This window comes from Rothia sp. HMSC072B04, from assembly GCF_001813725.1.
Classification (GTDB): Bacteria; Actinomycetota; Actinomycetes; order Actinomycetales; family Micrococcaceae; genus Rothia; species Rothia mucilaginosa.
Map to the genome: position 1 here is coordinate 187,871 of NZ_KV813803.1, position 17,693 is coordinate 205,563.

General features: G+C 60.6%; 13 protein-coding genes and 2 tRNA genes. 13 read left to right on the plus strand and 2 right to left on the minus strand.

The window, feature by feature from the left end:
• The first annotated feature begins 334 nt into the window (after positions 1–334).
• The 5 genes from metG to HMPREF2928_RS05225 all read left to right on the plus strand — a co-directional run bounded on the left by metG (position 335) and on the right by HMPREF2928_RS05225 (position 6,618).
• Positions 335–1,879 carry a methionine--tRNA ligase gene (gene metG / locus HMPREF2928_RS05205; RefSeq protein WP_049345067.1) on the plus strand — a complete coding sequence of 515 codons (1,545 nt, stop codon included), beginning with the start codon at positions 335–337 and terminating at the stop codon, positions 1,877–1,879.
• A gap of 354 nt (positions 1,880–2,233) precedes the next feature.
• Entirely contained in the window at positions 2,234–3,001 is a 768-nt protein-coding gene (locus tag HMPREF2928_RS05210) for an ABC transporter ATP-binding protein (RefSeq protein WP_012903286.1), read from the plus strand.
• Between the two features lie 3 nt (positions 3,002–3,004).
• The gene (locus tag HMPREF2928_RS05215; protein WP_070614940.1) at positions 3,005–5,758 is read left to right on the plus strand and encodes an ABC transporter permease; all 2,754 of its coding nucleotides are present in this window, start codon (positions 3,005–3,007) and stop codon (positions 5,756–5,758) included.
• 186 nt (positions 5,759–5,944) lie between these two features.
• Positions 5,945–6,262 carry a nucleotidyltransferase family protein gene (locus HMPREF2928_RS05220; protein WP_049345616.1) on the plus strand — a complete coding sequence of 106 codons (318 nt, stop codon included), beginning with the start codon at positions 5,945–5,947 and terminating at the stop codon, positions 6,260–6,262.
• The gene (locus HMPREF2928_RS05225) at positions 6,259–6,618 is read left to right on the plus strand and encodes a HepT-like ribonuclease domain-containing protein (RefSeq protein ID WP_070614938.1); all 360 of its coding nucleotides are present in this window, start codon (positions 6,259–6,261) and stop codon (positions 6,616–6,618) included. Before HMPREF2928_RS05220 ends, HMPREF2928_RS05225 begins: the two co-directional genes overlap by 4 nt.
• Before the next feature lie 91 nt (positions 6,619–6,709).
• Here the strand turns inward: HMPREF2928_RS05225 and HMPREF2928_RS05230 are convergent, their stop codons facing one another.
• Complete coding sequence (locus HMPREF2928_RS05230; RefSeq protein ID WP_083311383.1) at positions 6,710–7,552, minus strand: response regulator; 843 nt, start codon at positions 7,550–7,552, stop codon at positions 6,710–6,712.
• A gap of 41 nt (positions 7,553–7,593) precedes the next feature.
• Entirely contained in the window at positions 7,594–9,045 is a 1,452-nt protein-coding gene (locus HMPREF2928_RS05235) for a histidine kinase (protein WP_210399872.1), read from the minus strand.
• A gap of 588 nt (positions 9,046–9,633) precedes the next feature.
• Between HMPREF2928_RS05235 and HMPREF2928_RS05240 the strand changes: the two genes are divergently transcribed.
• The 8 genes from HMPREF2928_RS05240 (at position 9,634) to HMPREF2928_RS05275 (ending at position 17,642) form a co-directional block, all read left to right on the plus strand.
• Positions 9,634–11,064 carry a transcriptional initiation protein Tat gene (locus tag HMPREF2928_RS05240; protein ID WP_070687546.1) on the plus strand — a complete coding sequence of 477 codons (1,431 nt, stop codon included), beginning with the start codon at positions 9,634–9,636 and terminating at the stop codon, positions 11,062–11,064.
• Between the two features lie 207 nt (positions 11,065–11,271).
• Complete coding sequence (locus tag HMPREF2928_RS05245) at positions 11,272–12,327, plus strand: 3-isopropylmalate dehydrogenase (RefSeq protein ID WP_070687548.1); 1,056 nt, start codon at positions 11,272–11,274, stop codon at positions 12,325–12,327.
• Positions 12,328–12,676: 349 nt separating this feature from the next.
• Positions 12,677–13,774: a branched-chain amino acid aminotransferase gene (locus tag HMPREF2928_RS05250; protein WP_005507403.1), complete on the plus strand. Its 1,098-nt coding sequence runs from the start codon at positions 12,677–12,679 to the stop codon at positions 13,772–13,774.
• 206 nt (positions 13,775–13,980) lie between these two features.
• Positions 13,981–14,733, plus strand: coding sequence for a fumarylacetoacetate hydrolase family protein (locus HMPREF2928_RS05255; protein ID WP_005507404.1), 753 nt, complete (start codon positions 13,981–13,983; stop codon positions 14,731–14,733).
• Positions 14,734–14,790: 57 nt separating this feature from the next.
• Positions 14,791–16,302 (plus strand): glutamate--tRNA ligase, encoded by a 1,512-nt coding sequence (gene gltX, locus HMPREF2928_RS05260; RefSeq protein ID WP_070687550.1) that lies wholly within the window; start codon positions 14,791–14,793, stop codon positions 16,300–16,302.
• A gap of 2 nt (positions 16,303–16,304) precedes the next feature.
• Entirely contained in the window at positions 16,305–16,742 is a 438-nt protein-coding gene (locus tag HMPREF2928_RS05265; RefSeq protein WP_070687552.1) for a hypothetical protein, read from the plus strand.
• A 263-nt stretch (positions 16,743–17,005) separates the two neighbouring features.
• Positions 17,006–17,081: transfer RNA gene (locus HMPREF2928_RS05270), tRNA-Gly, on the plus strand.
• A gap of 489 nt (positions 17,082–17,570) precedes the next feature.
• Positions 17,571–17,642, plus strand: a tRNA-Gln gene (locus HMPREF2928_RS05275).
• Positions 17,643–17,693: the final 51 nt, after the last annotated feature.

Below are 17,693 nucleotides of genomic sequence, written 5' to 3' on the forward strand. Positions count from 1 at the left end.
TGTGACACCCTGAGGGCGCTTCCGGAAAACGTAGCTGCACCGGTTAGGCGGGTGCGTGGAGGTTTCGGTGGCCTCCGTAGCGACATCAGGGTGCCCGAAGCGAAGCGAGGGCGGGTGCCCCTGTAGGAGCGAGGAGGGTGCCGAACCTCGAGCAAATCCCGCCGGGGTTGCGGTAGATGTGCGGTGGTTCAGTATGTGCGCCCCGTGCCTAGCGAACTGGGGCGGGGAAGGGCTGTCGCGTTTTGGTGTGTTGCATGGCGGCTGAGCGTTATACCGCGTTCCAGAGTGTAACCCCGGTGAGAGCCTAGCCTAAGACTGCGGTAAACTGAAAGTTATGACTGCAACTCCGTTCTACATCACCACCGCCATCTCCTACCCCAATGGCAACCCGCACATCGGCCACGCCTACGAAACCATCGCAGCCGACGTGCTAGCCCGCTTCAAGCGCCTCGACGGCTTCGACGTGCGCTTCATGACCGGCACCGACGAGCACGGCCAGAAGATGCAGACCACCGCCGAGAAGCTCGGTAAGACCGCTAAGGAACTCGCCGACGAGAACTCCGCACGCTTCAAAGCAATGAACGACGCGCTGAACATCAGCTACGACCGCTTCATCCGCACCACCGACCCCGACCACTACGTCGCATCCCAGGCCATCTGGAAGCGCATGGAAGAAAACGGCGACATCTACCTCGACAAGTACGCCGGCTGGTACTCCGTCCGCGACGAAGCCTACTACGCAGAAGACGAAACCGAAGTCCGCGACGGCCAGCGCTACGCCATCACCACCGGCACCGAAGTCGAATGGACCGAAGAAGAATCCTACTTCTTCCGCCTCTCCAAGTACGGCGACAAGCTCCTCGAACTCTACGCCAACGAAGGCTACGTCTACCCCGAATCCCGCCGCAACGAACTGATCTCCTTCGTCAAGGGCGGCCTCAACGACCTGTCCATCTCCCGCACCACCTTCGACTGGGGTGTGCCCGTACCCGGCAACGACAAGCACGTCATGTACGTGTGGGTCGACGCCCTCACCAACTACCTCACCGGCCTCGGCTACCCCGACACCGACAACGAGCTGTTCACCAAGTACTGGCCCGCCGACCTGCACCTCATCGGTAAGGACATCACCCGATTCCACTCCATCTACTGGCCCGCATTCCTGTGGTCCGCCGGAATCGAACTGCCCAAGCGCGTCTTCGGCCACGGCTTCCTGCTCGTCAACGGCGAAAAGATGTCCAAGTCCGTCGGTAACGTCGTCGACCCCGCAAACCTCGTCGACGCATTCGGCCTGGACGCGGTCCGCTTCTTCCTCATGCGTGAAGTGTCCTTCGGCCAGGACGGCTCCTACTCCGAAGAGTCCATCATCAACCGCATCAACTCCGACCTGGCAAACAACCTCGGTAACCTCGCCCAGCGTTCCCTGTCCATGGTCGCCAAGAACTGCGGCGGTGCCGTCCCCACCCACGGCGAGTTCACCGAAGCCGACCGCCAGATCCTCGACCAGGCGGCAGCCCTCTACGAGCCCGTCCGTGCAGACTTCGACGAGCAGGCATTCCACCGCGCACTCGAGCGCATCTGGACCGTCCTCGCAGACACCAACGCCTACTTCGCAGAACAGGAACCCTGGACCCTGCGCAAGAACGGCGAACTCGACCGCATGAACACCGTGCTGTACGTAACCCTCGAGGTTGTACGCCAGGTTGCCCTGCTGTTGCAGCCCGTCATGCCCGACTCGACCGCCAAGCTGCTGACCCTGCTCGGCGTACCCGAAGGCGACGCACGCCAGTTCGCAGCCCTCGGCACCGCACTCGTGCCCGGCACCGAGCTGCCCGCACCCGCACCGGTGTTCCCCCGCTACGAAGCGCCCAAGGCATAACAGCTGCCTGAGCATCAGCGGACAGCGCCGTAACTGATAGCGCTGTAACGGATAGTCTATGAAAGCCCCCGGCTTCCTGACCCCCCCCAGATGGGGGAGGAGCCGGGGGCTTTTCGCATATATATAGGTTAGATGCAGGTAGAGAAGCAGGGTAAGGATGCAGGGTAATCCGCCACTCATCCTTAAGGATGAGGCCCGCGCCCGCCCAGCCCGCCTCAGGCTCATTTCAGCCCGTGGAATGAGTGGGGAACCTTCGCATCCGCAGGTCAAGACCCGGTGAACACCTGCCAAAATCAACCTGGAGGATGAGAAAAACCCTGTAGTCAGCGCCACGCTGCGTGAAATAATTGAACTATGACTACGACAACTCCTCACGCACAGACGGCACAGCCCGCCGTCTCCGCACGAAACCTTTCCAAAACCTACGGCATGGGTGAAGCAACCGTCCACGCCCTCAACAACGTCTCCGTCGACTTTGAGCAGGGCAAGTTCACCGCCATTATGGGGCCCTCCGGCTCGGGTAAGTCCACGCTGATGCAGACCATCGCAACCCTGGACACCCCCGACCCGAACCCGGCAACCTCCATCCGTATTGGCGGTACCGAGCTCTTCGGTCTGAAGGACAACGCCCTCACCGAATTCCGCCGCGAACACATCGGCTTCATCTTCCAGGCGTTCAACCTGGTGCCTACCCTCACCGCGGGCCAGAACATTGACCTGCCCCTGGGCCTCGCCGGTAAGAAGCCGGACCCGCAGTGGCGCGACTACCTGGTCAAGACCCTCGGCCTGGAAACCCGCCTCGACCACCGCCCCGAACAGCTCTCCGGCGGTCAGCAGCAGCGCGTCGCCATCGTGCGCGCCCTGCTCGCACGCCCCGAAGTGGTCTTCGCCGACGAACCGACCGGTAACCTCGACTCCAACTCCGGCGCCGAGGTGCTGCGCCTGCTGCGTGCCGCCGCAACCGACCACGCACAGACCATCCTCATGGTCACCCACGACGCAAACGCTGCCTCCTACGCAGACCGCGTGGTCTTCATCAAGGACGGCATGGTCGCCGGCGAAATGATCGAACCCACCTACGACGCCGTCCTCGGCGCAATGGCACAGCTGGAAGGTCGATAAGCCGTGGCAACCACACTGAACACGGTGGCGCACTCCAATCTGCGCGCCTCCAAAGGAAAATACATCCTCACGGGCATAGGTATCGCGATCTCATCCTTCTTCATCGCTGCCATTATGATGCTCACCAACTCGCTGCAGGCGACCGTCAACTCCTCCGTAGGTGACGTGCTCTCCCGCGCCGAGGCGGTCGTCGCCTCCGCCGCTACAACCAGCGACGGTAAAGACAGCACCTCTATCTACCTGACCCGTGACCAGATTAAGAAGGTGGAGCAGAGCGACCTGCTCTCCGGCTACTGGGTACAGTACGCCGTCACGGGTTCGATCGGTACCGGCGACCAGAAAACCCCCGTGCAGTACAACCAGCTGCCCGCCGACTCGAGCCTCTTCCCGTACAAGGTGCAGGGTAAAATCCCCAGTAGCGACCACGAAATAATGGTCTCTACCTACTTCGCGAAGAAGCACAACCTCTCGCTGAACGGCAAGGTCACCAGCACTGACGTTGTAGAATCCGTCAGCGCCCCCGGTACTGACAAGACCGCCGAATACACCGTCGTCGGTCTGTTCGACCCCGGTTTTGAAGGCTCCACCACCAATCAGGCTGTCTTCATTGGTGGTACCAGCCTCGGCGAAGCCGCGCTGAAGGCATCCGAGGCAGAAAACAAGAGTTCCGCGGCAGGTTACCGAAGCATGGCTGGCGCGAACCTCATCTACCTCAAGTTCAAGGACGGTGTAACCGACGCAAAGCTCAAGAGCCTGCAGGACTCCCTGAGCAGCGGTGACACCAAGAACGACCCGCGCGTGATGACCGGTCAGAAGCTGCTGGAAGACTACCAGAAGACCATCTCCACGGTCTTCACCTCCATTAGCGTGGTCCTGGGCGCCTTCGCAGCACTGGCTCTGCTGGTCTCCTCGTTCGTCATCTCCAACACCTTCGCGGTGCTGGTCGGCCAGCGCATCCGTGAACTGGCTCTGCTGCGTACCCTCGGTGCCCGTGGCGGCTCCCTCGTACGGATGCTACTCATCGAATCCATTACCGTGGGCATGGTGTTCTCCCTCATCGGTGCGCTGCTGACCTACCCGGTTGGCGCGCTGGTTGGTGCAAACCTCACCACCATTATGATTTCGTACTCAATCACCCCGGTGATTATCAGTACCCTGATCTGCACCATCGTCACGGTTCTGGCGTCGCTCTCCCCGGCACGAAGCGCCCTGCGCATCTCGCCCATTAGCGCGATGAGCGAGCACACCAACCTTGAGGTGCGCAAGCCCGGCAAGGTCGGCCCGATCCTGGGTCTGGTCTTCGGTGCCGCAGGTATCGGCCTGGCTATGCTGGCTCAGAACCAGGGTTCCGGTGAGGGTGCCGGCAATAAGGCCATCCTCCTCATGATGGGGGCCGCGCTGCTGCTCGGTATTGCGGTCTTCCTCCTCACCCCGCTGGTACTGCCCCCGCTGGTACGTGCCCTCGGTAAGGTCACCCGCACCCAGACCGGCAAGCTTGCGCTCGCCAACGCGCTGCGTTCGCCCAAGCGCACCGTCTCCACCGGTCGTGCCGTGCTGGTGGGTACCCTGGTCGTGTCGACTGTGCTGACCGGTTACTCGGTGTTGAGCGCCTCGCTGACCAAGGCTCTGGATCAGCAGTACCCGATTTCTGCGCAGGCGAAGTACAGCTCGTACGACCAGTCTGAGGCTGCCTCCACCGTGACCAAGGCGGAGGAAATCGCCTCCAAGGTCAAGGGTATTAAGAATGTTCAGGCATCCGCCGTCGGTTACGCAGCCGGTGTGGTTGACTACACCGTCGAGTACGAGGGACAGACCGCCAACCAGAATTCTGATCTGGTGGCGTTGAGCTCCTCCGATTTGAAGGCAATCTTGCCGGGTGAAAACTCGAACCTTGCCGATGACACCGTGCTCGTGCCGCAGGGCCTCTGGAAGTCCGCTGGATTGAATGAGTCCAGTCGTCTGAAGGCACACGGCCCGCTCGGCGAAGTGGAACTCAAACCCGTCAAGTCCGCAACCAAGCAGAACCTGCTGATTGTCAACCCTGCCACCGCCGCCAAGCTGCAGGACGCCAAGAACCCGCAGAAGGTTGCCAACCCTGCCGCTGAGGAAGCTCAGAAGCGCCTGGAAGAAGCAATCGCCAGCGGTGACAAGGAAGCTCAGACGAAGGCAGCTCACCTGACTGTCACCAGCCAGGCAACCGGTAACGACACCGTCGTTCTGGTGCGCGCCGCATCCCCGCTAACCAGTAGCGAGAACGCGACCCTGCAGGCTGACCTGAACCGAGCCAGCCCGGACAGCTCCTTCACCGGTGGTCTGCAGGAACGTCAGACCTACGACCAGCTGCTGACCGTCATGCTGACCTTCACTCTGGTGATGCTCATGCTCGCAGTGGTCATCTCCATCATTGGTGTGGCGAACACGATGACCCTGTCGGTCAACGAACGCCGCCGCGAGAACGCGATGCTCCGCTCGCTGGGTCTGTCCCGCAAGCAGCTGCGCCGCATGATCTCCATTGAGGCGATTCTGATTACGCTCGCCGCTGTGGTGCTCGGTATGGTTTCCGGTGCGGTGATTGGTAGCCTCTCGGCGCAGATTATTATGTCTTCCATGAGTGCTTCCGCCCCGCTGGTGCTTGACCTGCCGTACGTCTGGTACGTGGTCATCCTCGTTGTGGGTGTGCTCGCCGCGATGCTGGCTTCGGCTTTGCCGGCGGCTCGTTCGGCTCGCATGTCCCCGGTTGAGGGTATGCGCGGCTAACCCGCTGTACCTGGCATAGTCACAGTACCCGGCAAACCCGGATACTCGGCGTGAGAAAGCCCCGGAAGGGTGCCCCGATAAGGGAGGCGCCCTCCGGGGCTTCACTGTGTCCTCTAGTCTGCCGTGCTTGTGCTCTCAGATTCTTGGAGCTGACCTGTAGCATGGCTTTGCGCGTATGATGGGTGTATGAGCACTAGCCACCCCAATCTGCGTCGCGGGTACACGCTACCCCATGAAGCGGAGGTTCTTCAGATCCTCCGTGACGCTGGTGTGCGCCGTGCCCGACTCTTCGGCAGTGCCGCCCGCGGTGAGCTGACCGAAACCAGCGACCTGGATTTTTTGGTGCAGATGCCGGGGGCAGCCCCTTTTGACGAGTTCATGCAGATGGTGGATGCTCAGCACCGCATTGAACAGTTGACCGGTCGTAGCGTTGATATGGTCACTCGGTTGCGCCCCCGCATCTATGCGGAGGCAGAACCGGACATGGTGGAGTTGCCGCTATGAAAAGCTCGCTTGACGACTTCTCTCTGATTCTTGAGTCAGCTCAGCGTATCTACGCTTTTACGCCCGAGCGATATGAAGCCCTGATAGACGATTCAAACGGGGTAGTCCAGGACGCGCTCTGCATGCGCTTTCAGGTCATTGGCGAAACCCTCAATAGAATTCGTTCAAAATACCCAGAAGATTATGAACGGTATGAACGGGCTGAGTGGCAGTACCTCATTGCTATTCGTAACATTATTTCTCATAGCTATGTGAGCGTTGATTTTGCTGTCTTATGGGACATCGCCCGGAATAAGTTGCCTGAGCTGATGAGCGACTTTGAACGAATCATCGACGAGATAGAAGAAACTACTTAACTAAAGAGCCCCGGAGGGTGCCTCGAAAAGGAGGCGCCCGCCGGGGCTTCACTGTGTCCTCTATTCTGCTGTGCCCTTATATAAGGGAGCGCTAGTGGGCGATACCCGCCTCATACGCCATAATGACCGCCTGCACACGATCACGCGCACCCAACTTCGCCAACACATGCGACACATGCGTCTTCACCGTCGCCTCCGAAAGCACCAGCTCCCGCGTAATCTCCGCATTCGACAAGCCACGCGCAATCAAACCCAGCACCTCAAACTCACGCGGCGACAACTGCTCAATCAACTCACGATGCGGATAATCCTGCACAGGCTCAAGGCTTGCATGCTCAGCCGGAATAAACGTCGCCTTAGGAAGCTCAGAACCAGCAGCCGATGGAATAGCAGGACCAGACTCAGCGGCAGGAGCGGTAGGAACAACAGGAGCGGGGGAGTCCAGCACCGGAATCATCTGCTCCAACAGGCGGCGAGTCGCAGACGGCGCAATCACAGCATCGCCGCGGTGCACCGTACGAATCGCCTCCAGCAGCTGCTCCGGCGGGGTGTCCTTCAACAAGAAACCGCTCGCACCCGCACGCACCGCCGAATACACGTACTCATCAGTATCGAAAGTCGTGAGCATAATAATGCGCACCCGCTCATCCTCGGAAACTTCACGCTCGCCGTCACGCTCCAGAATACGGCGCGCCGCCTCCAGGCCGTCGCAGTGCGGCATGCGCACATCCATGAGGATGACCTGCGGCGCCTGCCCCTCAGAGACCATGCGGTCAAAAACGTCAATCGCCGCCAGGCCGTCATCAGCTTCCATGACGACCTGCAGGTCCGGCTGGGAGTTGACGAGCATGCTCAAGCCGCCGCGCACTAGGCGCTGGTCGTCAACGAGCATCACGCGGATCGGCTGGGTAGTCTGTGGTGCAGAAGAGTACATAGTTTCAATCCTAGATCACGAGGTAGTAGAGGGCACGGGTATTAGAGGTCGCGGTAGGGCAGCGCCGCCTCAACGAGCCAGCCGCCGTCAGGTTGCAGACCGTAGGTGAGGGTGCCGTGGTAGAGGGCGATGCGTTCGCTCATGCCGCGCAGACCGTTGCCGCTACCGGGCACAGGGCGGGCAATGTGCTGAGCCGCGGCAGAGGAAACCGGGCCGTTATGAACCCACAAGTGCAGACCGTCCTCGCCCCAGTGAATGGTTACGGTGGTTGCCGCACCGGGGGAGTGCTTGAGCGCGTTGGTGAGCGCCTCCTGCACGGTGCGGTACGCCGCCAGCTCGGCACCCTGCGGCAGGGTGCGCGCCATGGTGCCGGTGATTCCGGTGAAGGTGACGGGTAGCCCGGCGCGTCGGCTCTGCTCCACGAGGGCGGGTACATCGCTGAGGGCGGGCACGGGCGCGTAGGCGGTTGCCTCGTCTGTGCGCAGTAGCCCGAGTAGGGAGCGCATCTGGGTGAGGGAGTCGCGTGCCGTGTCTGCGATGAGTTCTAGGGTCTGCTCGGCAATATCCGGTTCGCTCTGCTGCTGAGCCTGACCCGACTGCTCTGCCTGTTCAGTCTGCTGCTCTGCCTGCTGTGCCTGCTGTGCCTGTTGTGTTTGCTGGGCGCGTGCGGTGCGGGCGCTCGCGGCTGCGTAGCGTGCCCCGTCTGCCTGGGAAATAATGCTGGAGAGCGAGTGCGCCACAATATCGTGCATTTCACGGGCGATTCGGGTGCGTTCATCCTGCGCGGCGAGGCGGCGTTCCTGTTCCTGCTCGTATTCGAGGCGGCGGGCGCGTTCTTTGAACTCTTCGCTGCGCAGTTCGCGCATGCGGCGGGAGTCGCCGAGGAACCAGAAGACGGTGAAAATGGAGCCGCAGAGCACGCCGAGCATCAGGGAGATGAAGATGCGGGCGGGTATGTCGTCCCAGTGGTAGAGGAATGAGAGTGAGGCCTGCACGGTGACGGCGAGTGCGCCGACCCAGCCGAGAATGAGGCCGCGGAAGCGGGCGCGGCGGGTCCAGTGCCTGCCGATATGGTAGGCGGCGAGGCTGACGGGCGGGTAGCAGGTGATGGCGAGCGAGTCGGGGAAGGGCTCCACGAGGGTGAGGCAGAGCGCCGCGATGACCACGTAGATGCTGCCGTAGGGGAAGCGGTAGCGGAAGTAGAGCGCGGTGGTGCTGCAGAGCGCGGAGACGAGCGGAATCCAGCCGTAGCTGTTGACGAAAGCAACGGAGAGCATGCAGCAGAAGAACTGCATGTGTGCGACGACGAGGACGTTCATCCAGCCGCGTTTGTCTCTGAGGTAGGTTTGTACGCGGCTGGAGGCGCTGATTGCGTCGGCGGGCAGGTCGCTACTTTCTGAGATGCCGCGGGTATGCGTTACGGCGTAGCCTGATTCGGCTGTCTCAGTGCTGTTCTGTGGGTTCTTCTGGGGTTGGGTGCGCTTGAGGGGCATGCTTCCAGTGTATCGGGGTGCTTGCGAGGGGTTGGGACCCCCTTTTCTGCTCTCACATGCAGGAATATTCTGTGGTTTTGTGTGTGTGGGTGTGTGATTACGTGTGTGTGACACGCCAAAAACGCCTATTTTGAGTGACCTTGATTACTTTTTTCTAGATTATTTGTTCAACTAAAGCTTGAGAGTTTGGGGTTGTATGGGGTTCGAATTCGGGTTTAAGAGACCTGAAACTCCCTTAAGTAACCTATTTGGGTTGAAAAACCTTCAACTAATGCGGAGGGTTTAAGACAAACCTCCTGATCAGGGTCACATTTGGAACCATTGCGGTACAGGTTCTTGATGGGTATAGTTTTGGCTGTACCCGAAATCTGCGCCCGAGGTCTAAGAACCTCGCAGAACTAAACACCAAGAGTTCTGGAGCGCGACTCCCTGTGCAAGGGAGCGGATACAGCATTATGTCGTTATCACCAGAGGTTAGGCTCAAGCCGACTCACTCACTCGACTTGTTTCAAGTGATGTTTACTGCCGCGCACGACGGCGGGTGATAACTTTTATTCCTCAAAATGACATCACTCTCGAAGGACATACATGTCTACTAACATTTCTCGCCGCAAGGTTGTCGCTGGCGCAGCATGGGCTGCCCCGGTTGTTGCAGCATCTGCTGCGGTTCCCGCTTTTGCATCTTCCACTGAGTGCGAGTACGCATCTGCTCCCAAGTTCAGCATTTCCGGTCAGCCTTCCGGTGCTAAGGACACCGTGAAGTTCACCGTTCCCGCGAAGGTTGACAAGATTCGCTTCGAGGTTGCTGGTGGCGCAGGTGGCGGTTCCAACCAGGTTGCTGGTGGTTCCGGTGCTCTCGTGACCGGTGAAATGCCCGTCAAGGAAGGCCAGGTCATCGAGCTGGTCGCAGCTGCCGGTGGTGTAGCTTTCCTCGAGTCCGAGCCCGGTGTTGACAGCGCGGCTATCTGGCAGACCCGCCCCGCAACCGGTGGTAAGGGTTACGGTAACGGTGGTGACGTCAACGAACAGCCCGTTCCCGCAGACGCTAAGGCTCGCGTTGACGCTAACTGGTCCAAGCCTTCCGATATGAAGCGTTACCTCTACGGTGGTTCCGGTGGCGGTTCCTCCGCTCTGGTTATCGACGGCACCCCGGTTGCTGTTGCAGGTGGCGGTGGCGGTGCGGGTATCCGTACTCAGCCCGGTACCAACAACATGCCCGCAGGTGACAAGTTCTACAACCCCAAGGCAGTCGACGCTTCCACCACCCGCCTGAGCGACCCCGACGTTAAGTCCGTTCTGCCCGCAGGTGCAAGCGCATCCGCTGCAACCGGTGACAGCGCTGAGACCTCTGTCTCCCACTACACCGTTCTGAAGCCGTTCGCCTCCGATCGTACCGCTATGAAGGTTGCCGGTGGTAACGGTGGCGGTAACGGTCAGGGTGGTGCAGGTGGCGAGCAGCCCATGCTGTACAACGACAAGGGTAACGTCTACGGCGTTCTGGGCTTCAAGAGCCAGAACAAGCAGGAGCTCTTCAGCTCCGCTACCGCTGGTGACAAGGGTGGCTCCGGCTTCGATGGTAAGGGTGCAGACGGCGTCTTCGCGTACTCCTACCAGATCGACAACAACGATATCTCCAAGCTGGAAATCGTTCACGCGACCAACCCTGTTAACCTCAAGGATACGACCAGCCTGAAGGAGGAATCCACCCGCAAGTCCTTCAACGGTTACCAGACCGTTGTCTCCGCAGGTGGTGGCGCAGGCTACGGTGGCGGTGGCTCCGGTGCTGCTCGCGGCCTCTCCTCCATCATCACCTCCCAGAAGTGGAACGCTAACGAAGAGCCCACTCGTTACCGCCAGAACGTTGGCGCACTGCTTCAGGCAGGCGCAGGTGGCGCAGGTGGCTCCTACGTTGCTCCCGGTGTTGCCGGCGGTGCCATCGCATCCGCTAACAATGGTGCAAAGGAAGCTGGCGTTCGTAACCCCGGTTACGTGAAGGTCACCCTCTGCGAGCGCTCCTAATAGTGTCTAAGTTCTTACCCTGTGAGAACTCGTAGATAAACAATATTCCCCGGCTGAATTATCAGCCGGGGAATATTGTTTTAACCGGCGGGGCAGGGGAGCGGTAGCTAACCTGGAACTCTCTAGCCCAGACTCTGCCTAGCCCAGAGTCTGAGAACCCGCCCGCCCACTCTACCGCCCACCCGCGGCGCGTATTACGGTAGAGGCATGACTGAAGCACGTAGCATCGACCTTGCCGTCATCCCCGGCGACGGCATCGGCCCCGAAATCATTACCGAAGCCCAGCGCATCCTCACCCGCGCCTGTGAGCTCAAAAACATCACCGTAACCCCCACCCACTACAAGCTCGGCGCCGAGCACTGGCTGGAAACCGGTGAAACGCTGCCCGACTCCACCATGGACGCCCTCAAGCAGCACGACGCGATCCTCTTCGGCGCTATCGGTGCAGACCCGCGCAGCGGCAAGATTCCCTCCGGCCTCATCGAACGCGAAATGCTCCTCAAGCTGCGCTTCGCCTTCGACCACTACATCAACCTGCGCCCCTCCCGCCTGTACCCCGGCGCGGTCTCCCCGCTCGCCAACCCCGGCAACATCGACTTCGTGGTCGTGCGTGAAGGCACTGAAGGCCCCTACATCGGTAACGGCGGCGTGATTCGCCAGGGCACCCCGCACGAGATTGCCACCGAGGTCTCCCTCAACACCGCGCACGGCGTGGAGCGCCTGGTGCGCTACGCTTTCGAGCTGGCGTCCACCCGCCGCAAGAAGGTCACCCTCGTGCACAAGACCAACGTGCTCACTCACGCAGGTCGCCTCTACAACCGCTACTTCACCGAAATCGCGGCTGAATTCCCCGAGGTTGAGACCGACTACCTGCACATTGACGCGACCACCATCTTCATGGTCACCGACCCCGCCCGCTTCGACGTGATCGTCACCGACAACCTTTTCGGCGACATCATCACCGACCTCGCCGGTGCAGTCACCGGCGGTATCGGCTACGCGGCAAGCGGCAACATCAATGCCGTCGGCGAATTCCCCTCCATGTTCGAGCCCGTACACGGCTCCGCACCGGACATCGCCCGCCAGAACAAGGCAAACCCCACCGCCGCAATCCTCGCCGGCGCAATGCTGCTGCGCCACCTCGGCCACGACGCCGCCGCAGCCCGCATTGAGGACGCTGTTGAGGCAGATATGCGCGAAAACGGCGCGAGCGTGCGCGGAACCGATCAGGTCGGCGCGGATGTGCTCGCACGCCTCGGCTAAGGTCTGCTCATGACAGCGTGAGCGCTGAATAAAAACGCTAGTGAAGCCCGGAAGGAACACACCTTCCGGGCTTCACCTGTTCACATCCTGAATGGGAGAAAAGGTGCACATGCGGCAAACTCATCTTTCCGGTACTCTAAAACAGGTCAGGCACACCCGCCCGGCACTTCGGCGGTGGACACCCTCCACCACTCACTGCAATGCATCCGACTAGCACAGACCGCTAGATGCACCATCTGCCCCGCACGACAACGCGCCCGGCGGCACACACCGGTTCTACGCCCCGACGCGAGAACCGCCACTCAAAGAACGCCCACAGAGGCAACTAGACGAAGAGGAACGCAGAACGATGGCCATCGAATTCAGCCACGAAGCAAACCAGTCACCCGCCACCGCCGAACGCCGCGCCGAAATCCTTGCAAACCCCGGCTTCGGTGACTACTTCACCGACCACATGGTCACCATCGACTGGGAAGGCGACTACAAGACCGGTGGCACCTGGTACGACGCACGAGTTCGCCCCTACGGCCCGCTCGTCCTCGACCCCGCAGCATCCGTCTTCCACTACGGCCAGGAAATCTTTGAAGGCATCAAGGGCTACCGCCACGCTGACGGCTCCGTGTGGACCTTCCGCCCCGAAAAGAACGCGGCACGCTTCGCGAACTCCGCACGCCGCCTCTCCCTGCCCGAACTGCCCGAAGAGACCTTCATCGAGTCCCTGCGCGAACTCGTGAAGATGGACGAGCAGTGGGTTCCCACCGGCGACGGTGAGGCCTTCTACTTCCGCCCCTTTATGATCGCAACCGAGGCGTTCCTGGGTGTTCGCCCCGCACGCCACGTGCAGTACCACGTGATTGGCTCGCCCGCAGGTAACTACTTCGGCACCCCCGAACCCGTGGACATCTGGCTCTCCACCACCTACGCCCGCGCAGGCGAAGGCGGCACCGGTGCAGCAAAGTGCGGCGGTAACTACGCAGCATCCATGATTGCCCAGACCGAGGGCGAGAAGCACGGCTGCAAGCAGGTCATCTTCAAGGACCCGCACCGCGGCGACGCCATCGAAGAGCTCGGCGGCATGAACGTGTTCTTCATCTTCGGCAAGGAAAACAAGATTGTTACCCCCGAGCTGACCGGTACCATCCTGGAGGGCGTGACCCGCTCCTCGCTGATTCAGCTGGCTAAGGACCGCGGCATGACCGTCGAAGAGCGCGCAATCACCCTCAACGAGTGGCGTGAAGGCGTAGCAAACGGCGACATCACTGAAATCTTCGCCTGCGGCACCGCAGCGGTGGTCGCTCCCATCGGCAAGCTCAAGGCAGAAGACTTCGAGATTCCGGCACCCACCGAGCACTTCGGCGAAATCTCCAAGAGCCTGCGCGAAGAGCTCGTCGGCATTCAGCTCGGCACCGTTGAGGACCGCCACGGCTGGATGACCCGCCTCATCTAAGACCTCTGACTCATGTCACCCGCGAAATCCCCGCAGGATGCGCTCCCACCCGGAACGCACACCCGCGGGGATTCGCTGTGCCCGCTAAATGCTGTAGGGGAGGGGAAGCGCACCCCGCCGCCGCCCCTTGATAAAACCCCCGCTAAAACCTGCCCCGCCAATTCCGCCCGCCGCCCCCGCCCTCGAAGGCTGGTACCCTAGAAAGTATGCGTATTGCACGATTTACCGTAAATAATGAGCTCCACTTCGGGCTGGTAGAAGGTGACGCAGGCGAAGAAACCCTGCGCGTACTCGCCGGCGACCCCTTCTACTCGGGTATCGAACCGACCGGCACCACCTACCCCATCGACCAGGTGCGCCTGCTCGCCCCGATTATCCCCCGCTCCAAGGTGATTGGAGCGATCGCAAACTGGGCAGGAACCGAGGCGCCCGCCTCCCCGCAGTTCTTCCTCAAGCCCAACACCACCGTAATTGGCCCCGGCGACCCCGTGACCCTGCCCGAGTACTCCGAAGCCGTCAGCGCAGAAGGTGAACTCGCCGTCATTATCGGTCGTATCGCCAAGTCCGTGCCTCTTGAGCGCGTGCACGAAGTCATCTTCGGCTACACCGTAGCCAATGACCTCACCGCCCGCGACCTGCTCGAAGACCGCCAGTGGACCCGCGCTAAGGGCTTCGACGGCTCCACCCCGCTCGGCCCCTGGATCGAAACCGACCTGGACACCGACTCGCTGAACATCACCACCTGGGTTGACGGCGACGTCGTGCAGGAAGGCAACACCTCCGAAATGCACTACTCCGTAGCCGAACAGGTTGCCGCAGCCTCCGAAATCTTCACCCTGCTGCCCGGCGACGTACTGCTCACCGGCACCCCCGCCGGCATCAGCGTACTGCGCGACGGCAACGAAGTAGAGGTCGAAGTCGAAGGCATCGGCTCCCTCGTCACCCGCGTGCGCGACTAAGCAGCCCGCCCCCAAAAACGTAACGTACATCCTGAAACACACCGTCAAGGAGACATCATGACCGAATACCACGGTCCCGTACTCAACAGCCCTGCAGACACCCGCGTCCGCTTCTGCCCCTCGCCCACCGGTACCCCGCACGTGGGCATGGTCCGCACCGCCCTCTTCAACTGGGCGTACGCACGCCACACCGGCGGCAAGCTGATCTTCCGCATCGAAGACACCGACGCAGCACGCGACTCCGAAGAGTCGTTCAACCAGGTGCTCGAATCCCTGCACTGGCTCGGCATCAACTGGGACGAAGGCGTTGGCGTCGGCGGCCCCCACGAGCCCTACCGCCAGTCCGAGCGTAAGACCGCAGGCATCTACAACGAGATCTTCGAAAAGCTCGTTGAAGGCGGCTACGTGTACGAAGACTTCTCCACCCCCGACGAGGTGAAGGAACGCCGCAAGGCAGCCGGTCAGGACCCGCAGCTCGGCTACGACAACTACGACCGCAACCTCACCGAAGAGCAGAAGGAAGCCTACCGCGCCGAGGGCCGCCAGCCCGTGTGGCGTCTGCGCATGCCCGACGAAGACATCACCTTCAACGACCTCGTTCGCGGTGAAATCACCTTTAAGGCAGGCACCGTACCCGACTACGTGGTCGTCCGCTCCAACGGCGACCCGCTGTACACCTTCGTGAACCCCGTCGACGACGCACTCATGGGCATCACCCACGTGCTGCGCGGCGAAGACCTGCTCTCCTCCACCCCGCGTCAGATTGCGCTCTACCGCGCACTCATCGACACCGGCGTGACCAGCTTCATCCCCGAATTCGGCCACCTGCCCTACGTCATGGGCCAGGGCAACAAGAAGCTCTCCAAGCGCGACCCCGAATCGAACCTCTTCCTGTTGCGCGACTCCGGCTTCATCAAGGAAGGCCTGCTGAACTACCTGTCCCTGCTGGGCTGGTCCCTCTCCGCAGACCAGGACGTCTTCACCATCGACGAGCTCGTCGAGCACTTCGACGTACACGACGTTGTCGCCAACCCCGCACGCTTCGACGTGAAGAAGGCAGAGTCCATCAACGGCGACCACATCCGTGCGCTCGACCCCAAGGACTTCCGCGACCGCCTCATCCCGTACCTGCAGGCTGCAGGCGTACTCGGCGAAACCCTCACCGAGCGTGAAGAGCAGGTCCTCACCGAAGCCGCGCCCCTCGTCCAGGAGCGCATGCAGCTGCTCGGCGAAGCACCCGGCCTGCTCGCATTCCTCTTCAAGACTGACGAAGAGATCAGCACCGCAGACGATGCACGCAAGCAGCTCAAGGAATCCGCACCGCAGGTCCTCGCCGCCGCAATCGAAGCTCTGGAGCCCCTCGAGGACTTCACCGCAGCCAACATTGAGGCAGCCCTGCGCGCCGCAATCGTCGACGGCCTGGAAATTAAGCCGCGCCTCGCATTCGGCCCCGTGCGTATCGCAGTGTCCGGTGAGCGCATCTCCCCGCCCCTGTTCGAATCCATGGAAATCCTGGGTAAGGAATCCTCCCTCGCACGCCTGCGCAAGCTTGCCGCTGAACTGAGCTAACCATGAATCAATCGATCATGGGGAAGGCGCTGCTGAAGGGCTCCATCATGGCGCTCACCAACGCCTGCATTATCTGGCTGATTCTGTACATCGCCAACATGGACAAGTCCGTCTTGATGGTGGTCGCTGTTGTCGTTGCGGCAGCCTTCGGATACGTGACTGCCTACTTCGAGGCGCGCGCCGCCCTGAACGCTCAAGAAGCTCAGGCACGGCACGCCCGCGGCGGCGACGTGAGCAGTTCGTCTGACGGCGTAGACACCTCGGACTCTTCGCGTGAAGAGGACGACGAAGACGACTTCGTGGACCCGGGCCCCGACCCGGACGCGGGCGACTTCGACGCCGGAAGCTCCAGCAGTTCGGACTACAGTAGCTACAGCAGCTCCGACTACTCTGGTGGCGGCGATTCCGGTGGAGGCGACTCTGGCGGTAGCAGCGACTAAGCTCTAGAGAATCCCCTTATCCAACGGGAATCAGACGACCGAAAGGTCTGAAGGAACCCGGAGGATAAGGGGATTTTTCATAAATTTAAGAATATTTTTTGTGATGGATATTTCCTGTAAAACTACTAGTCAGTATGTTTTATGTGGGTGAATCTGGTTCCATTTTGGGGAGTGTGGCAAGAATTTGGTTTGCGCACCCCGGCAAAAGCTCGTATAGTAGTACCTGTTGTTGCGACGAACTGAAAAGTTCAAAGCGAAAACATGCGGTTGTAGCTCAGTTGGTAGAGCACCACCTTGCCAAGGTGGATGTCGCGAGTTCAAGTCTCGTCAACCGCTCCACTCAAGCCCCGAGGTTCGCCTCGGGGCTTTTCGTTGTCTCTGGGTTTTTAGTTTTTGGAGGCGTGGGCAGCGGGTCCTGTGATCTTTCCCGAGGTGGTTGCTTGGGTGGGTTGGTCGCCATGATGCTTTGGTTATCTGGTTATCTGACTGCCCGGTCATCTGGCTATCGGGAGGCGGTGCAGGAAAAATCTTCAAAAAAATTTGGGATGCAAAGCGTGCGGGGGGAGGGGGTAAAACTGCTCTCCGAGCCACCTCGGAGCTGCTTTGAGGGGTGAAAATCGGCCCCAAAACCCTCTTTTTGAAGAAATTTAAAAAACTTTTTAACCCCAAAAACCCCGGAAACACGCGGAAGTAGCGGGCATAAAACCGTGAATGTGAGGCGGCTCTCCAGATTTCGGCTTGCACGCCTCCAGAAAGACCCGTATAGTTATTACTCGTTCCGGTGAAAAGCCGAAAGGCGAAAAACGGAACGGTAACTCAATAGAGTAATGGGATATGGTGTAATTGGCAACACGAAGGTTTCTGGTTCCTTTGTTCTAGGTTCGAGTCCTGGTATCCCAGCTAACCTCCTAACGGAGGTTGCGGCCCCATCGTATAGCGGCCTAGTACTCC

Bases quoted from the DNA above. Each gene is read 5' to 3' on its own strand.
- metG (WP_049345067.1), top strand. From the start codon at position 335: ATGACTGCAACTCCGTTCTACATCACCACCGCCATCTCCTACCCCAAT.
- HMPREF2928_RS05210 (WP_012903286.1), top strand. From the start codon at position 2,234: ATGACTACGACAACTCCTCACGCACAGACGGCACAGCCCGCCGTCTCC.
- HMPREF2928_RS05220 (WP_049345616.1), top strand. From the start codon at position 5,945: ATGAGCACTAGCCACCCCAATCTGCGTCGCGGGTACACGCTACCCCAT.
- HMPREF2928_RS05225 (WP_070614938.1), top strand. From the start codon at position 6,259: ATGAAAAGCTCGCTTGACGACTTCTCTCTGATTCTTGAGTCAGCTCAG.
- HMPREF2928_RS05230 (WP_083311383.1), bottom strand. From the start codon at position 7,552: ATGTACTCTTCTGCACCACAGACTACCCAGCCGATCCGCGTGATGCTC.
- HMPREF2928_RS05235 (WP_210399872.1), bottom strand. From the start codon at position 9,045: ATGCCCCTCAAGCGCACCCAACCCCAGAAGAACCCACAGAACAGCACT.
- HMPREF2928_RS05240 (WP_070687546.1), top strand. From the start codon at position 9,634: ATGTCTACTAACATTTCTCGCCGCAAGGTTGTCGCTGGCGCAGCATGG.
- HMPREF2928_RS05245 (WP_070687548.1), top strand. From the start codon at position 11,272: ATGACTGAAGCACGTAGCATCGACCTTGCCGTCATCCCCGGCGACGGC.
- HMPREF2928_RS05250 (WP_005507403.1), top strand. From the start codon at position 12,677: ATGGCCATCGAATTCAGCCACGAAGCAAACCAGTCACCCGCCACCGCC.
- HMPREF2928_RS05255 (WP_005507404.1), top strand. From the start codon at position 13,981: ATGCGTATTGCACGATTTACCGTAAATAATGAGCTCCACTTCGGGCTG.
- gltX (WP_070687550.1), top strand. From the start codon at position 14,791: ATGACCGAATACCACGGTCCCGTACTCAACAGCCCTGCAGACACCCGC.
- HMPREF2928_RS05265 (WP_070687552.1), top strand. From the start codon at position 16,305: ATGAATCAATCGATCATGGGGAAGGCGCTGCTGAAGGGCTCCATCATG.